Below are 18,265 nucleotides of genomic sequence, written 5' to 3'. Positions count from 1 at the left end.
AGCAGTTAAAAATGAAGATTACCAAAAACAGTTATAAAATCTTTTTGACCACTCTGGCAGTTGCCTTCTTTTTTCAGGAAATGGGAGCACAGGCAATTTATGAGGATGAAAGGTATGTTCCGGAGACTGATCCTTTAGTATTGGAAAAATTGGAGCAATGGCAGGATATGAAATTCGGTCTTTTAATGCATTGGGGGACCTATAGTCAGTGGGGTATTGTGGAATCATGGTCGCTATGTCCCGAAGAGTACGGTTGGTGCGATCGGACAAAGGGCTCTAACCCCAGTGATTATAATACCTACAAAAAAGAGTATGAAGGCTTGCAGAAAACCTTTAATCCCGTAAAATTTGACCCAGATAAATGGGCCAAGGCGGCTAAGAACGCAGGTATGAAGTATGTGGTGTTCACCACCAAGCACCATGACGGATTTTCAATGTTCGATTCCAAATACACGGATTATAAAATAACGGACCCAAAAACTCCGTTCTCAACTAACCCCAAAGCAAATATTACTAAGGAAATATTCAATTCCTTCAGGGGTCAAGGGTTATGGGCGGGAGCCTATTTTTCCAAGCCGGATTGGAATACGCCTACGTATTGGGATCCTTATTATCCTCCAAGGGATAGGAATGTTAATTATGAGCCCGAGGCAAATCCAGAAAAGTGGCAGTCTTATATAGATTTTACCCACAATCAAATATTGGAATTGCTAACAGATTACGGCAAGGTAGATATTTTGTGGTTGGATGGTGGCTGGGTGGCCAAAACACCAAAATCTGAAATTACCAATTGGTATGAGCAACAGTTGGTCAACAATGACAATGGATATCTGAAGAACCGTATTGTTAATCAAGATATTAAGATGGATGAACTGGTAGTAAAGGCCAGGGAAAAGCAACCAGGGTTAATTGTAGTGGACCGTGCCGTTCATGGTAAAAATCAAAATTACTTAACACCGGAAAATAGGGTGCCCGAAAAACCACTTCCTTACCCTTGGGAGTCCTGTATTATAGCAGGAGGCGGTTGGTCCTATTCTTTTGATGCCAAGTACATGTCCGGACGGGAAGCCATTCACACACTGGTAGATATTGTGGCCAAAGGAGGTAATCTTTTGTTGAATATCGCGCCAAGCCCAGAAGGGGAATGGGACAAGGGAGCGTATGATCTATTGACTGAAATTGGCGATTGGATGGCTATAAATAAGGAAGCCATTTATGGTACTCGGTCTTTGGCTCCCTTTAAGTTTGACAATGTTTGTGTTACGGCCAAGCCTGATGGCAGTGTGTATCTTACACATTTAGTTGAAAAAGGGCAGACTTCCTTGCCTTCCGAAATAATTTTTCCGGACTATGAGCCAAAAAGGAGTGCTAAGGCACAATTACTTGGGTCCAAACAAAAATTAAAATGGACCCAAAAAGAAGATGGAATGGCTATTCAGCTCCCTAAGGAATTGTGGGGTGAATTGTTGGATACCGAAGCATTTGTTATTAAAATTAAATAGTGCAACAACTTTTACTCGATAATCGAGATTAAAATGCTCCGACGCTTACCTGCCCGTGTTCAGGCTGGCCTGCCCGTTCCATTCAGGCGGGCGTCGAAATGTTATTGGTAGTTTCCTTCTGATACCTCAAGGGCTTGCCCTGAAATAATTGACTTCAGGGACTTGTCCATTGTAAAAATAAGTAGCCCCCTGTTTCATAATTATGAAACAGGGGGCTACTTATTCTTGGGGCAGATGATAAAGTTGCGAAAATTATGCGAATATTGATACAATTTATGCTTTCCGAGATTCTTTTTTTGCCTATTAAATTCGTTGTTCGGCTTTTGTCTTAAGTTGTTAGTCGAATTATTTTCTTCATTTAACTAATAATTGGAACATTTAGTATTTATTTAACTTTAGGGTAACACCCTATAATTTATAAATTAAACTAACTTAAAATTACTAGTATGATTAAAAAAATTCATTACTATTTTATGGTTCTGACCATTTTCTGTGTTCAGGGATTAATGGCTCAGAATATTACGGTTACCGGGACGGTGACCGATGACCAGGGAGTTCCATTGCCCGGTGTAAACGTTGTGGAGAAGGGTACGTCCAATGGTACATCTTCCGATTTTGATGGTAACTATACTATAGAGGTTACCAATGGGAATGGTGTTTTGGTTTTTTCTTCCCTTGGATTTTCCCCTAAGGAAATTTCGATTAATGGGCAGTCCACCGTTAACGTTTCTTTACTTGAAGATGCGGAACAACTTGGGGAAGTTGTGGTTACAGCTTTGGGTATTTCCAGGGAGAAAAAGTCCTTAGGTTATGCCATGACGGAACTCCAGTCAGATGAGATCAATACCGTTAAGAACTATAACGTGGCCAATTCCCTTGTGGGTAAGGTTGCCGGTTTAACGGTTAGTCAGTCCGGAGGCGTAGGTTCAGGATCTAGAATAGTTATTCGTGGAAATAACTCAATTACCGGTAGAAACCAGGCGCTAATTGTAGTAGATGGTATCCCGATCAATGATTCGGGTAACGAATCTGGTGGTAGTGTTTACAATAGTTCTGTTTCCGGAGGAGGTATTACCGATATAAATCCAGAGGATATCGAATCGGTTTCTGTACTTAAAGGTCCAAACGCAGCGGCTCTGTATGGTTCTAGAGCGGCTTCCGGAGCCATTGTAATTACTACTAAGAGTGGTACAAGGTCCAAAGGGTTAGGAGTAACCCTTAATTCCAATATTACCGTGGAAAACCCAATGTTTTTGCCGGACTATCAAAATGAATATGGTCAAGGCACTAGTGGAACCGTTTATCCGGATATGGGAAGTCTGGGAGGTTCTTCATGGGGATCAAGATTGGATGGTTCACCTGAAATTTATTTTGATGGCACGGAAAGGCCTTATGTAGAACAGGAAAATAATGTATCCGATTTTTTCGAAACCGGTGTTCAGAATATTAACTCCTTTGCACTTACTGGTGGCGGGGAGAAGTTCAACGCTAGGTTCTCTTATACCAATAACCATACAAATACTATTTTGCCCAATTCGGGACTTGAAAGCCATAACTTTAATTTAAGGGCAATGACAGATCTGTCCGATAAATTGAGCTTTGATACCAAGGTGACCTATTTTACACAAAACCTTAACAATAGGATATCACTCGGTTCTGAAGGGGTGTTGGGTTATGTTTTTTATATGCCACGTAACGTAAGAACTGCCGATCTTAAAAATTATCAAGTTGAAAATCCGAGCTTATATGACCCGGATAACAATATCAGTGATTACGATGTTATTAGTTACACAGGTCAGGGAAATAGTACTGGAAACCCTTATTGGATCTTAAATGAGGATAGTAACAAAGAGTCAAGAAACCGCTTTTTGGGCTTGGCAAAGGTAAATTATAAGTTTAATGATTGGCTTTCCCTTTTCGTGCGCATGAGTGGTGATGTTACCAATATAAGCAATGCACGGATAACAGCTGAAGGAAATCATTTTTCCAGATTTGGAGGACTTTCTTTTTCGGAAACTAAGATTTCAGAATTGAATTCGGACTTTTTATTTACTTCCAATCTTGATATTACAGAAAAGTTGAATCTTTCAGCCAACCTTGGTGGTAACTTGTTTAAAACTTCTGCCCAGAGCATTGGTGTATCGGGGTCTCGTTTCAAGATACCTAACCGACATATTTTGGCGAATACACAAGAGCAGACCACTAGCCACTCACCAAGTGCCATTAAAAAGGTAAATTCCTTATATGCCGCATTCAATTTTGCCTATGACGATTTTCTTTATCTTGATGTTACGGGAAGAAATGATTGGTCGTCTACCTTGCCAGAAGAAAATAGATCTTTCTTCTACCCTTCGGTTAACCTGTCGTTCTTGACGAACCGTTTTATAGATCCTGAAAGAAAGGTTTTGGACCTACTTAAGATCAGGGGAAGTTGGGCACAAGTGGGTAATGATACTGGAGCTTATCAACTTTCACAAACCTATCCTGTAAGTACGATCGGTTATTTGGGTTTAACTGTATTGGGTTTTCCAGATGTGAAATACAATCCAAATCTTAAACCGGAAAATGTGACATCTTCTGAAATAGGTTTTGAGGCGCGTCTATTCCAAAATAGATTATTTGCTGATTTCTCTTATTACAACATTATTACCAAAGACATGATTTTCAGGACTCCTGTTAATCCGGCTACCGGGTACAGTTTTTTCCTGGATAATTTTGGAGAGGTACAGAATAAGGGTATTGAATTGCAATTTGGAGGTACACCTGTAAGAACGGATAATTTCTCATGGGACGTTAATTTAAATTACTCCAAGAATGAGAATACTGTAAACGAAATGATTCAGGAATTGGAAACGGTGACATTAAATACGACCAATAGTGGTAACGTTTCCATTAGAGCTCAGATTGATGGTGGTATAGGCGATATTTATGGAACGGTATGGGATACAGACGATAGTGGAAATCTATTGGTAAATGCCGAAGGATTACCAATTGCCTCTTCGGAAACCGTATTGATAGGAAATTCACAACCGGATTGGCAAGGGGGTATTACCAATACGTTTACATACAAAAACTTGTCCATGCGCTTTTTAGTGGACGGAAGATTTGGTGGTAAGGTATATTCCGCCACTTCTTCTTCCCTGGACGGTACAGGTGTTTCTGAAAGAAGTTTGGCTTATAGGGAAGATGGTATTATAGTTGATGCCATTAATACCGACACTGGTGCCCAGAATACAGTAAACGTCTCTGGACAGCGCTATTGGGGAGCAATGTCAGGAATAGCTGAAAATTATATTTATGATCAAACCAATGTAAGGTTGAGGGAATTTTCTTTAACTTATAGTTTGCCAAATAGGGTGTCAAAATCTTTAGGAGTAAATTCTGCTTCACTTGGATTAATAGGTAGAAATTTATTTTTCTTCTATAAAGATGCACCGGATATCGATCCAGAAGCTGTACTTGGAACTGGACTTAGTGGTCAAGGTATTTCACTCAACAACGTACCGACTATTAGAAGTATTGGTTTGAATTTTATTCTTAATTTCTAAAAAAAAACTATGAAAAGTATATTAAAAAAGATAGCCTTTGTTTTTTTGGTGATTCTTGGATTTAACAGTTGTTCGGATTTTGACGAAATCAATGAAAATCCAAATGCCTTTACTTCGGATGAAGTGAGTGCCAAATTTTTTATGACGGAATTACAGATTCAGTTATACGCTCCAAACCGTTATCCTTATTGGAGAGCACAACTTATCCACGCGGATCGTTATGCCGGTCATTTTACCTTTGGGTTTAGCGGTAGTTGGTGGACAGATGCCTTGGGATATGATTACAATTCCGGTTATACAGATGCTGCATACGACTGGATGTCGGGGTATCTTGGTAAATTAAGTGGATTTATCAATTTTGTGAAAGAGGGCGGTGATCTTCAAAACGAGAAATTCTATGCCATCGGTCTTATAATGAAGGGTCTGTATTATCAAATGTATGTGGATACTTTTGGTATGGCTCCTTACACCGAAGCTTTCGACCCAGACAATATTACGCCAAAATATGACGATCTATCCACCATTTATCAAGGGACGATCGCTGATTTGGATGAGGCCATGGCAATTATAGGAGATGCCGAAGTATCAGGAGAAGGGGTTGAATTATTGACCAATAACGACCTGTTCTTTGGTGGTGATATGCAAAAATGGAAGAAATTGGCCAATACCTTAAAATTGAGAATGGCGTTAAGGGCTGAAGGGGCCGATGGTGCTACATTTGCGGAAGGTGCCATTGAGGAGGCTTTGGCGGCACCACTATTGACCGCTTCTGACGAAAATGCATTGATGGAAAAGGATCCGGATATTAGCCAATGGGCCAATGCCGCATATGGTGACGTATGGTGGAATTTTGGAACTGGTTCAAATTGGAATGTAGGTAAAACGTTGATCGACTACCTAAGAAACAATAACGATCCGCGATTGACATACTACGCAAAGCCAATTGATGGCGGTGATGTAGTTTTAACGCAGGATGCAGAAGGTGATTCAAGGGATCTATTTTCCAAGCATTCCGCTTTTATCTTGCAACAACTCGATGACGCCGGAGTATCTTATTCTTCTACTTCTGGGACTAAAACTGATGATGGGGTTACTATTGATACCGTAGGTATTTCCATAGCAGCAGGAGATTATTACGTTGGTCAGCCTACTCGCTTGAACGGATTTGTCTATGGCCAGGTAAAGGAACAGCTGTTTTCCAGACCGGCAGATATTGTAATTAACCCTAAAAACCAGGGAAAGGAAATTTTTCCTGAAGTGGTAATGACCGCAGCGGAAGGTAATTTTCTACAGGCAGAGGCAATTGTAAAAGGCTTGGCCTCAGGAGATGCCCAATCACTTTATCAGGAAGGTATTCGCCAGGCTATGGCCATGTGGGATGTTCCAGAAGGGGATATATCTACGTTTCTAGGAACGGAGGATATGGCACAATTGAACGGATCGGTAGACGAGAATCTAGAGAAGATTGCGATACAGCGATGGATCGTTTCCTATACCGATGGTTTTGAAGCCTGGGCTGTAGTTCGTGATACCGGATATCCGACTGAGTTGTATGAAGGAGTAAGTGATTTTGATATTTTCGCAGCGGGAACTACCTTAAATGGTGCTTATCCCCAACGCATGCGCTATGGGAATGGTGCTTATAACACCAATGGTGACAATACAAATGCTGCACTACAACAGCAAGGGCCAGATGTTCAGGGTACCAAACTCTGGTGGGCCAAGTAATAAATTTATTTTTAGTTTGTTTAAATTAAAGAAGAGGAGGGGTTGCCCTCCTCTTTTTTTTGTGAAGTATTTAAGCTTCGATATTGTTAAGGTATTTGCAAGTTTCTTATTTCTTACTGCTGATATTGCCCTGGCCAATATCACTTATAATCGATATGTTTTCATTGTGTGCAATCAAATCGGTTATCCAAAATCAAAAACCCCACCACTATTATGATATTATTTTTACCTAATAAGGTATTTTTTATACATTAATATCAAAATAGTATTTCAATTTTCTACTAAAACGTTTTCGATAATACGTCATTAGGCTTTTGGCAATTGTCATTAGTCGAATTAATTTCTCCACCTAAACTCGAAAATTAAAATTTAGTAATTATTTAACATTGGGGGTAACTCCCTTAACATCTAATTAACTAACTAAAAATTATTAGTATGATTAAAAAATTTCATTACTATTTATTACTGGCGTCATTTCTTATGGTACAAGGAATGATGGCTCAGAACAAGACCGTGTCCGGTGCGGTGACTGATGATACTGGAACTCCATTGCCCGGGGTTAATGTAGTAGAAAAGGGTACGAATAATGGTGTTTCTACCGATTTTGATGGAAATTTTTCTATTAATGTAGAGACTAATGCTACTTTGGTTTTCTCTTCTTTAGGATTTAGCACAAGGGAAATCGCCGTAGGCGCACAAACTACAATTAATGTTGTTCTTGAAGAAGATGCAGAACAATTGGGTGAAGTGGTAGTAACTGCTTTAGGAATTAAAAAAGATGCCAAGGCATTAGGCTATTCCGTAGCTCAAGTGGATTCTGACCGTATTATGTCTAGTGGTACGCCCGTTAATGCCCTACAGTCACTTTACGGTGCTGCTTCTGGTGTTAGCGTAGCTTCGACTGCAGTTGGGCCTTCCGGGGGAATGAAAATTAATATTCGTAATGCTGTGTCGTTTGATTCTAACTCTACTACAAGGCCATTAATAGTGGTTGACGGGATTCCTATCCATGATGAAAACACGGGTATTAGCCAAAACGCAAGAAGCGGAAGGGATAATGGTACTGGGATTAATGATATTAATCCAGATGATATTGCATCCTTTCAAATCCTAAAAGGAGCAAAAGCCTCAGTTTTGTATGGAAGTGAAGGTGCAAACGGGGTAATATTGATAACTACTAAGAGTGGTTCTAAAAGTCAGGGGCTTGGTGTTTCCGCTTCTTTTACTACTTCAATGGATAAAAGTGCTTTTTTGCCAGAGCTTCAAAACCAATATGGTACGGGCAGAAGTCCTAGCAATAGTCAAACTGATGCGCAAGGCTATTATCTTGACGACAATAACCAAAGAGCGTTGGACGTTGCTGGAGCTGCATTTGGACCGAAATTTGACCCTAGCGTTACCTTAAATTGGTGGGACGGATCCCAAAGACCCTGGGTAGGGAGCAATCAATCTGTAACTGACCAATTGTTCAGAACTGGTGTGCAGCAAACTTCCAATGTTGCTGTAAGTTCAGGTAATGACAAGGGATCTGTGCGATTTTCATATACTAATATGAATGTAAAGCCCATAATTCCAAATGCCGAGTATAAAAAGAATACTTTCAGTATTAGTGCATCCTATGATTTGAACGATTTTATATCTTTAAAGTATGTAGGTAATTATTATACGACCACAAATCTTAATGCTGCCTATGCGGGCTCTTTCGATGCTCAAGGGGCAACTTCTAGTTTGGGAGCTTATTCAGCTGATATAGACGTTGATCTGTTAAGAAGTTACATGGTTACTGAAAATGGGTATAATTATTTTGCAAATCCAGATTTAACGAGCAATTTTATTTCTCAAGGTAGGTCGTCCGTTATAGGAACTTTATGGGACTGGACTCAGAACGAATCTATATTTGATCGAGTTCACAATATACAGTCGTTAACATTGGACTTTACATTTAGTGATTTTTTAAGTGCAACTGTTTTGGGAGGTATAGATAATACCAACGAACATAATGAGTACAAAGGGAAATTACAAGATCCGAGTTTGATAGGACCTAATAGTGGATCCATCTATACCGATGAAAGTAGGGATATTCGTAAAACTTACGGTCAAGCTACCCTTAATTTTGATACAGATGTCAAAGATTTCGGTCTTTCAGGTTTTATTGGAGGCGCTATAAGAAATAATTATTTAGAGAAAAAAGGAGCCACAGTGATCGGAGGTATGGTAATTCCTAATTATTTTTCTTTCTCTAACCTTCCTTCCGGCGTTCAACCGCAATATACCTTCGATAATGGAGAAGATGTATTGTATAGTGTACTTGGTTCTTTTCAGGTAGATTGGAAGGATCAATTGTATGTTGAGGTACAAGGTCGTCAGGACTGGTCTTCAATATTGCCACCACAGAACAACAGCTATTTCTATCCAGGAGCCAGTGCAACTTGGATAGCTTCAAGTTCTTTCGATATGCCAGAAGTCGTTAAATTTTTGAAATTTAGAACTTCTTGGGCAGATGTAGGGCGTCCTGGACCACGTTACTTCAGTAATGTAAATTTGGGAATTTCAGCATCTGGAGGAGGGTTTATCCTTTCCCCTCCAAGTGACCTTCCTCCTATAGATGAAAATTTTGTTCCAAATTTGAAACCTGAGCGTAAGCGTGAATACGAGGTTGGTCTCGAAGCTTATTTATTCGAAAATAGCAGATTGGGTCTTGACTTTTCATTATACCATTCAAATACTTATGATCAGATAATGAAAGTAACCGCCCCTCCGGGACTTGGTGTAAATAACATCAGGTTAAATGCCGGTGATGTAGCTAACACTGGGTGGGAATTGGCACTGAAGTCAAAACCGATATTCAGCGAGGATTTTCAATGGAATTTGGACATGACCTTTGCATCAAGTAAAACAAAGGTTGAAAGACTGGATGGAGAATTAACCTCTTTATCGCTATGGAGTACTAATGGCTTGAATGCTGTAGCAGAAGTAGGTGGTGAATATGGTGTAATTTATCAACAAAGTGGTTGGCAGAACTACATCAACCCTTCAGATGACAATGACCCCAATAATGGAGAACGAATAGTTGATAGTAATGGACAACGTTATAGTTATTCAACAAAAAGTAATAGAAAAGTTGGCAAATTATTGCCCGATGTAACAGGAGGTGTTTTTAGTGGTTTTAACTATAAAAACTTTAGCCTTATAGTTAATATGGATTATTCCTTCGGTGCAACTTTTATACATGAAGCCGAAACCTATATGATGGCCGCAGGGGTGTTAAATGAAACTTTGAGTTATAGAGATGCTGAAAGTGGGGGTATTGCCTATCATTTGAACGGTAGTGGTCAGAAGGTAATTGGTGCTGATCCAGGTAGTGGTCCAACATATAATGATGGTGTACTATTGTCAGGTGTTAACGCTAGCGGTGTGGCCAATTCCCAAGTGGTTTCTGCTGAGGAATATTACTACGCTTCCTATTTCTCCAACGGTTTCTTTCCAGAAGATCGCTTATTCAAGAGTGACTACATTGCCTTACGTAATGTTTCTCTAAGCTATAGATTGCCTGATCTTTCAGATAAAATAGGATTGAGGGATATTGAGCTTTCTATATTTGCAAATAATCTTGCCTATCTTTATAAAGCTGCTCCGAATACAATTCCTGAATCGTCTAACGGTACTGGATGGTCGGAAGGGGCTTCAGGTACAACCGCACTTCCCGCTCAGCGATCGCTAGGATTGTCTGTAAAGGCTAAACTATAATAAAACAATTAACAATATGAAAAATATAATTTTAAAATCAATCTTATCCATCTTGCTTTTGGTGAGTAATGTTGGATGTCAGGATAATTTGGAGGATTTATATCAAGATCCCGATGGGTTTTCAAAACAGCAGGCAGATAATGCTGGTATTAGTATTATAGCTGGCTATTTTACATCACAACTTACTAGAGGCTTCTTCTTAAGAGGCGATTATGGTTCTGCATACCATCAATTAAGAAGTGGTTCGAGAATTATGGGAACTGGAGTTCAACTTTATTATACTGTCAGTGACTATGGTCTTTCTTATACTTTGCAAAATGTTGAAAACGACTGGGGATCCAACTCCTTCAATCGAGGGGTATTTAATAATATAAATAGCGCTTGGATAAAACAGGTACTTTGGGCTCAAAAGGAATTCAATAAAATAGCTGAGGAAGACCGCACGACCCTTGATGTACTCTATATGCGATTGTTACATGTAATGAAGGCTTACGGGTATCAACGTGCTACTGACCTATATGATGAGGTACCATTTTTCCAAACAGGTTCTGCCGGTGCACTAGATGGTGAAAAAGCCCAATATTTAGGTCAAAAGGATATATACCCTATTATTATAGAGGAATTAAAGGAAATTGAAGCCTATTTAGCGAATGTAGAATTGGGTTCTGCGGAATTGACCTCTTTTCAACAGCAGGATGTTATTTTTAATGGAGACATTATGCAGTGGCGTAAGTATATCAATTCTCTTCGTTTAAGATGGGCTATGAATATAAGTGAGATGGAGCCGGGAATTACTTCTACTGTTCTTTCCGAGTTGAACGGAAAGCCACTTTTTAACCAGTTTAATGATGTGGCTGGTTTAGCTGATATTGCCATTGTTGAACCTTACCGTTTACAGGTAGAACTTGGTATAACAAGGGCCTTTAGGGAACGGGCAGATGAGTGCCGCGCTCCTAAACGATTCCTACAGGATGTTATGCATTGTGTTCCAACAGAAAGTAGTGTAGTAGTCAATGGAGAAACGCTGTACTATTTTGATGGTGATAATTCTGAAGAAGGGTTAATTAACGGTACGGTAGATCCTCGGGTAGCTTATATTTACTCCAAGGATATACTAGGTAGGTATGTTGGCGCTGAAACAACATGGGACGATGGGACTGACCCAAATAGTTATTTTAGTAAGGCGATGAGGGCATATTACATCAACCATCCTATTATGACGGATATTAATGTTACTGAGATTACATTTGGTACCCCGGGAAATGAGCAAAAGATAACATTGAGTACTGAGGCTGCCGCTGACTTATCCATACGTGAGGCATATCTTTTGAAGGCTTTCCGTGAGCATTGTAGTCAATATAGTGATATTGGTTGGACCATAGGAACTGACAAAAATATGATTTCGGAATACAATGTTCGTCCACAATACAATTTTGATGTAAGATACCCTACACTTCATTCGGTGGAGACAGAACTTTCCTTGGCTGAGGCCGCTGTAAGAGGATTTGGAACTGTGAATGGGTCTGCAGAAGATCACTATAGAAACGCTATTGAACTATCGTGTCAATATTGGTACAATTTGAATACAGATAATAAGTATTCTAAGCAAACATCTCCATCATTCCCGAGTAATATGGATCAGACTAGAATAGACAGGGATAGACCAACTATGGAGTTCAATCCTAGTGCCTATGCCAATTATGAGACTCAGCGTTTTTCTGGATTGTCAAGTGAGGATAAGGTTCAAGCGATATTTAACCAGTTGCAGTTGCACTATAATATGTTCAATTTTGAGACTCCTTATGCTTCTGCCCGTCGTTTGGTCAAATATCTTGGAGATAATCCAGGATCACCATATGAAGTATTTCAGTGGAAAGAGCGTTTTCTTTATAATCCAAGCATTCAGGCGACTGATCCAGAAAATTGGAGCAGAATCAGTCAGCATGATGATTACAATTTGCCACTTTGGTTTACCGGTCGTCAAACCAAATGGAAAAATGTTTTGGAATAAACTATTAACTTTATAAATTAAAAAAATGAAAAAGATACTTTTTATAGTAATGTCATTGGTTTTATTTGTTTCATGTGATAAAAATAATGAAGCGTCTATTATTGGATCGGCAAGTGCAGATGGTGGTGAGGTTTTATCAGGGATAACGGTAAAGTTATATTCTGAAGGTACTGAATTGCTTTTCGATACTAAAACTGATAGTGAAGGTAATTTCTCTTTTACCGGCCTTGATGCAGGTAATTACTATGTTGGAGCTACAATTACAGTTGGTGATGTTGTTTGGGATACAGGTAATACCCCACAAATTATTTATGTAAGTGGTGAGATCGTAAAAGAGGTTGCGTTAACTCTTAATGCTAAATAGGCGTTAAAAGAGTTTAAAAAAACTGTTGATTTAACAGTTCTGAGGAAAGGCCAAGAATTTATTTACTAAATAAATTCTTGGTTCTTTTTTTAAATACGATGCCAATTAAAGTTCTGAATCTAATATAATTTTTGGAATTGAAACAAATAGTAAGTTGATTTTAAAATTTACGGAAATGTCTATAGATTATCTACAGTTTCAAAACCATTATTGTCATTGTCGACAGTTTTAGAAATAACTTCTAATATTTTATTTCCTCAAAGCCCGGTGCAGTTACTGTATCGGGCTTTTTCTTTAAAGGCGCTTAATGCTTAATACGTAGTCTTCAGTGATATTGATGAAAGACTAGTTGGAAGTGTAATAGGGTGTAGACATTAAAGGCCTGGGAATAGTTTACAGCCGTATTTATAAGGTCATAAGTAGATAGTTCAGCAATCCTTTTCAATTGCATTTTATGGCGTTAAAAGGATTAGATTGAACGGTGCGTTTCCTTTTATTTTTTCATCATATTCTCGAAAAGAAAAACTCCATTTTTATTGGCAATGACTATATCCGGTGTCTGGTCTTTGTTTATATCCTGCACCACAATATTAAGTCCGGCACCCGAATCATTGTCAATAATATGTTCTTGGAAATATGGAGCATTGTCCGGAGTAAACTCTAGGTAAAGTAGTATGGGAGCATCGCTGTCCCCGGCATCATTTCCGTTATGTGCCAAATATCGCTTCCCTGTAATTAATTCTTTGTTGCTATCTCCGTTTAAATCGGCCATAATAGTAGCATGGGTCTGTGCTGTTGTAGTGCTTATTAAATGGGTATTAAAGTTTTCCCCTTCTTGCCATTCATGCCACCAAATGCCAAGGGCATGGGCCGAGGCAGTGACCACATCATTGTTGCCATCCCCATTGATGTCCAACACCTGCATATGGGAGCAGGGTTCGCTTATCTTGGTGGGTTGGAATTCCCAATTGCCACTAGTTTTATCGGTCTTGCCTTTAAACCATCCTTCCGCAATTAGGACATCATCAATTCCATCATTATTAAGATCGCCTAGGCCAATACCGTGGGAAAAACGTTCAGTGCCCGGCACGTTTTCAGCACTGATGGGAAAACGCTTCCATTGGGTTTCTCCGGGATTCAGTGGTGCCTGAAGCCATACGATTTGTTTTTTTTCCACGTCCCCACAAAGAATATCCAACCTGCCATCTCCATCAATATCCACAAAACCTGGGGATTCGTTGGAGATGCCCATGCCCTCGGCAATAATATGTTTTTTCCATACTCCGGAATTGTTTTTCGGATTTTCGAACCAAAAACCTGGTTTCCCCGGATAATCTATGATGATTACATCCTCCCATCCATCAAGATTTACGTCCATACCCAAGTTTAGGAAAGATTCGCAATATTCCTTCCATGGGTCAAAAGTACGTGAGGGTGCCATTTCATGACGTGTCCAATCAGGGGCTTCAAACCAGTAGTAGCCTGCGATAATATCCATTTGGCCGTCCTTGTTCAAATCTGCCACAGCGACTCCCTCAGAAATAAAATCCCTTGTAAGAACGGTTTTTTTGAAATCCTTTGAGGTTTCGGTCTGGCCATTGGCCCCCACAATACAGCCCATATATAAAATAAGCCTACCTAAAAGCTGTCCAATAGTCCTAGTTATTTTCCTTTTCATTTTATGGCCTGTTTGTAGTTCTAAAATTAGTTATTTTTAGTTGAAAATTCTTTGCTATTGTTCACTTAATAAATTGTCAATGAGCATTATATGTGCCTGATTTTCTTTCTTGTCCCCATCTGTCAATTGTTCCTTGTATTTTTTTAATAAATTTTTGGAGTCCACAGTATTCAATGCATCTATTCTTTGAAGAGTATAGGATAAAATATTAGGGATTTTAGCCTTTTTAGCCAATTCTAGAGCACGTTTCGCATCCATTGGAATTAATGGTTCGGTAGCGTACCATAACATTAAGGGCAGATTGTGATCGGCTACATCCTCCGTTTTTTGAAGCAAGGCCTCTATAACTCTCCATCGATTAGCGGGTTCCAAACGTAGCATGGCGGAACTCAGGTATAATCTGACTAAGGCTGAGGTGTCGTTATTGGCCAAGTCTACAAATCGCTCCAAAGTAGTCGTTGAAATCTTTTTATCCTCGGTAATTAATTGCACTGCCCAACTTCGGATGTATTCATTGTTGTTGCCCAACAATTCATTTAGCGCTTTTTCATTTAGTCCATTGGTGACATGTAAAGTCCATAGCGCCCGTAGTTTTCTGGTTACATCGGGATTGTTGGCCAGAATGTCCTTTAGGGCTGTATGTACTTCAGGGCTACCGCCTCTTTCTTGCAGTATGGTCCTTGCCTGCCTTACAAAAAATTCGTTGGGATGTAATTGATAGTTGACCAGTTCCAGATCCGATGCTTTGTATAGATCTACCTGCACCCAGCTATCATTGTCATGGCTTATCTTAAAGATCCGTCCCAAGGTTTTGTCGTGTACATCTGGGTTGGAACTATGGCATTGGTTCTGATCGTACCAGTCTATGGCAAAGACAGAACCACTGGGGTCGTACTTAAAGTTTAGCCATTGGGACCAAGAATCGTTCATCGCTAAAAAATCCTGATTATGGGAGCCAACATATCCGGAACCTGACCTTGTGAGTTGGTCATTGTTAAGTTTAGATCCGTTGATGTTGTTCATAAAAATGGTATTTCGGTATTTTTTTGGCCAGGAATCTCCACCCAAATAAATCATGGCCCCGGCATGCGCATGTCCGCCACCGGCTGCTGCCGACCTAAAATTGCCCGCATGGGGTCCACGGTCTCCCAACCAATGTACATGGTCGCCTATTGTTTTAATATCATCGTAAGTATAGGGATTAAAATGTTCCCCGGCCTGCCGCTGGTATCGCGCGCCCTGGATTACATGATAGAGGTGTGGAATTACACAAACCGTTATAAAGGGATGTCCATAATCGTTAAAATCTATGCCCCAAGGATTACTGCTCCCTTCGGCAAATACTTCGAACTCATGTCTTGTTGGGTGATAGCGCCAGACCCCAGCATTGATCTTAGTCCTGTTTATGTCAGATGCGCCTGGTTTACCTACGTTGGAGTGGGTAAAAACTCCTTGTACCCCATATAGCCATCCATCAGGCCCCCAACGCAAATTATTTAAAACCTCATGGGTATCGTCCAGGCCCCAGCCATCCAATAATTTTTGAGGTGGGCCAGCTGGCTTATCCTTTTCGGCATCAATGGGAATATACAGCAAATAGGGAGCGGCTCCCAACCATACTCCTCCCATACCTACTTCTATACCACTGACCAGATTTAAGCCTTCGGTAAACACCTTTCTCTTATCCAAGATGCCATCGCCATTGGTGTCCTCGAAAATAAGAATTCGGTCCCTTCCTTGGCCTTCAGAGGCAGGGGTAGGGTAGGTGTGGGCTTCAACTACCCAAAGTCGCCCACGGGCATCCAAAGTAAAACTGATTGGGCGCACTACATCCGGCTCTGAGGCGGCCAAACTAATTTTAAAACCTTCGGGCAAGGTCATCGCCATGGCGGCTTCCTTACCGGAGAGTCCGGAATTTAGAATAGGGTCCAGAGGTGGTAGTACAATAATGTCGTCCTTGTTCAACTCATTGGGAAAGTAGGGGCGAGAGGGGTAGAATCGGAAGTCATCAAAATTGATATGTGCCCATTTATCATCCTTTATATAAGGAATTTGCGAAATACCTGTTTCGTTATCAATGATGCGGATAAAGATTTCCTTTTCCAAATAAGGTTCAAGTTCTACCACTACTGGTTGAAGGGTAGCCCTACCTTGGCCAGTAGAACTAAAGATAACTTTCTTGGTTTCTGCAAGGACTAATTCTACCCGGGTATCGGCCAAGGCCCCTCCTGAAACCCTAAAGGAAGCATAGGGATGGGAAACCTTAAAGGGGACGGAATTTAATATTCCAGTGAGTTTGTAATTAGTGTTGCCGCCACTGCTTAGAAAATAGTTGCCATCAAAAGAAATTTTAGCATCGGCTTCGTGTATGGGAGAAGGGTCCTGGTTATAGAGAGGTGTTTTAAAAGCATTGCCTGTGGCTGTCCAATCCATAAGTGATCCCGCTTCAAAGCCCAAGTTGATTGGTTTTTCATTTTTGGACGGCAAAACTCCCGCGATTGTTGGTCCGGAAAGATCTCCTTCCACTACTTCAAATTTACCCACCATTCCTGCTGCGCGATGTCCAGGTACTGTACAGAAATAAGTATCATTGTCCTTCGCCCAAAAGGAAATACTGGTACTGGATCCTTTTTCCAGGAGTGTGCCACTCTTTATACCGAGTTTCTCCATGGCAATATCATGGGTCATAGTTTCCCCGTTGGTTATTGTTATTCGAACACGATCTCCTTGGTTTGCCCTTAAGGTCGGGTTTCGGGTCCCGTCTTGAGCGAAATAGCCCAACATGGTAGCTTCCAATGTATAGTCCCGGTCAATAATGGTGCTGTCCAGAACAATTTTGTCTGCAGTATCTTTTTCGTTTTTTGTTTTGCAACCTATCGTAAAGACCATAAGGAGCAATACAATGGAAGTACGGGTTAGTGATAATTGATTACTCATGGGGGTATATTTAGAATGGTTGGTTATCTTGGCTGGGGTATGCTGTTTTATTTCAGTTCTTCAATAATAATATCTTTAAAGGCAACCAGTGCTTTTCCGGCGCCATGAATTTGAAGGCCTATTAAGCCCGACTGTGGAATAGTAGTATCAGCTTCGGTATAATCAACCGTCATGTGACCATTGATGTAGAGGCGTATTCGTCGGTCTTCGGCCCTAATCTCATAGTCGTTCCAGTCGCCCACCTTTATCCATTCGAGTACTTTTGTGGAATCTGGGGCCATCAACGTCTTGTTTCTACGGGATTCATCATAAAGGCTTGCCCAGTAGTTTTCTCCCCAATCGGCCTGATAGCCTGTCATTTCATAGGGTGGATCTATTAATCTTTTACTTCTAAATTGGATTCCGGAATTGATAAAACCTTCCTGACCGGTTAATTTAATCTTTAATTTCAGAATAAAATTGGCATAGGAACGCTCTGTGCATAGAAAATCATTGTGCGGGACCGTTTGGTCCAAAGAACCGCCCACAATAGTTCCATTTTTAATTCTCCATGTCGTTAGTGTATCTCCCTCCCAGCCAGAAAATGTCTTCCCGTCAAAAAGGGAAAATGCTTTCTTGTCGCTAGTATTTTTATATGCTATTATGAGAAGCAATAGGGCGAAAGAAGCTAAGAGTAAACGCTTCATTGAAATTCGATTTTAATTAAGCTCTTAATTTTCCTTTAAAACTGCACAATCCAGGATGAATTAT

At 40.2% G+C, this 18,265-nt stretch carries 9 protein-coding genes; 6 read left to right on the top strand and 3 right to left on the bottom strand.

Annotation, left to right across the window (positions count from 1 at the left end; genetic code table 11):
* The first annotated feature begins 11 nt into the window (after nt 1-11).
* The 6 genes from MWU84_RS00135 to MWU84_RS00110 all read left to right on the top strand — a co-directional run bounded on the left by MWU84_RS00135 (nt 12) and on the right by MWU84_RS00110 (nt 12,900).
* Nucleotides 12-1,502: an alpha-L-fucosidase gene (locus MWU84_RS00135; protein WP_246896166.1), complete on the top strand. Its 1,491-nt coding sequence runs from the start codon at nt 12-14 to the stop codon at nt 1,500-1,502.
* Between the two features lie 446 nt (nt 1,503-1,948).
* Complete coding sequence (locus MWU84_RS00130; RefSeq protein WP_246896163.1) at nt 1,949-5,050, top strand: SusC/RagA family TonB-linked outer membrane protein; 3,102 nt, start codon at nt 1,949-1,951, stop codon at nt 5,048-5,050.
* A 9-nt stretch (nt 5,051-5,059) separates the two neighbouring features.
* Complete coding sequence (locus tag MWU84_RS00125) at nt 5,060-6,778, top strand: SusD/RagB family nutrient-binding outer membrane lipoprotein (protein WP_246896161.1); 1,719 nt, start codon at nt 5,060-5,062, stop codon at nt 6,776-6,778.
* Nucleotides 6,779-7,213: 435 nt separating this feature from the next.
* A complete protein-coding gene (locus MWU84_RS00120; RefSeq protein ID WP_246896159.1) occupies nt 7,214-10,525 on the top strand; it encodes a SusC/RagA family TonB-linked outer membrane protein in 3,312 nt (1,103 codons plus the stop codon).
* Nucleotides 10,526-10,541: 16 nt separating this feature from the next.
* Nucleotides 10,542-12,536, top strand: coding sequence for a SusD/RagB family nutrient-binding outer membrane lipoprotein (locus MWU84_RS00115; protein ID WP_246896156.1), 1,995 nt, complete (start codon nt 10,542-10,544; stop codon nt 12,534-12,536).
* Nucleotides 12,537-12,561: 25 nt separating this feature from the next.
* Entirely contained in the window at nt 12,562-12,900 is a 339-nt protein-coding gene (locus MWU84_RS00110; protein ID WP_246896147.1) for an SdrD B-like domain-containing protein, read from the top strand.
* A gap of 493 nt (nt 12,901-13,393) precedes the next feature.
* On the opposite strand, the gene MWU84_RS00105 is transcribed toward MWU84_RS00110, so the two are convergent.
* From MWU84_RS00105 to MWU84_RS00095, 3 genes are read right to left on the bottom strand one after another with little or no spacing between them, the layout of a single operon-like run.
* On the bottom strand, nt 13,394-14,578 hold the full coding sequence (locus MWU84_RS00105; RefSeq protein ID WP_246896144.1) for a VCBS repeat-containing protein: 1,185 nt from the start codon (nt 14,576-14,578) through the stop codon (nt 13,394-13,396).
* A 54-nt stretch (nt 14,579-14,632) separates the two neighbouring features.
* Nucleotides 14,633-17,515 (bottom strand): PVC-type heme-binding CxxCH protein, encoded by a 2,883-nt coding sequence (locus MWU84_RS00100; protein ID WP_246896142.1) that lies wholly within the window; start codon nt 17,513-17,515, stop codon nt 14,633-14,635.
* A 47-nt stretch (nt 17,516-17,562) separates the two neighbouring features.
* Nucleotides 17,563-18,201: a DUF1080 domain-containing protein gene (locus MWU84_RS00095; protein ID WP_246896140.1), complete on the bottom strand. Its 639-nt coding sequence runs from the start codon at nt 18,199-18,201 to the stop codon at nt 17,563-17,565.
* Nucleotides 18,202-18,265 lie beyond the last annotated feature (64 nt).

This window comes from Arenibacter sp. F20364 (assembly GCF_023015905.1).
GTDB lineage: Bacteria > Bacteroidota > Bacteroidia > Flavobacteriales > Flavobacteriaceae > Arenibacter.
Note: the sequence above shows the minus strand (reverse complement) of the source record. Positions and strands in the feature narration are given on the sequence as shown.

Coding starts and splice junctions, on each gene's coding strand:
- MWU84_RS00135 (WP_246896166.1), top strand. CDS start 12: ATGAAGATTACCAAAAACAGTTATAAAATCTTTTTGACCACTCTGGCA.
- MWU84_RS00130 (WP_246896163.1), top strand. CDS start 1,949: ATGATTAAAAAAATTCATTACTATTTTATGGTTCTGACCATTTTCTGT.
- MWU84_RS00125 (WP_246896161.1), top strand. CDS start 5,060: ATGAAAAGTATATTAAAAAAGATAGCCTTTGTTTTTTTGGTGATTCTT.
- MWU84_RS00120 (WP_246896159.1), top strand. CDS start 7,214: ATGATTAAAAAATTTCATTACTATTTATTACTGGCGTCATTTCTTATG.
- MWU84_RS00115 (WP_246896156.1), top strand. CDS start 10,542: ATGAAAAATATAATTTTAAAATCAATCTTATCCATCTTGCTTTTGGTG.
- MWU84_RS00110 (WP_246896147.1), top strand. CDS start 12,562: ATGAAAAAGATACTTTTTATAGTAATGTCATTGGTTTTATTTGTTTCA.
- MWU84_RS00105 (WP_246896144.1), bottom strand. CDS start 14,578: ATGAAAAGGAAAATAACTAGGACTATTGGACAGCTTTTAGGTAGGCTT.
- MWU84_RS00100 (WP_246896142.1), bottom strand. CDS start 17,515: ATGAGTAATCAATTATCACTAACCCGTACTTCCATTGTATTGCTCCTT.
- MWU84_RS00095 (WP_246896140.1), bottom strand. CDS start 18,201: ATGAAGCGTTTACTCTTAGCTTCTTTCGCCCTATTGCTTCTCATAATA.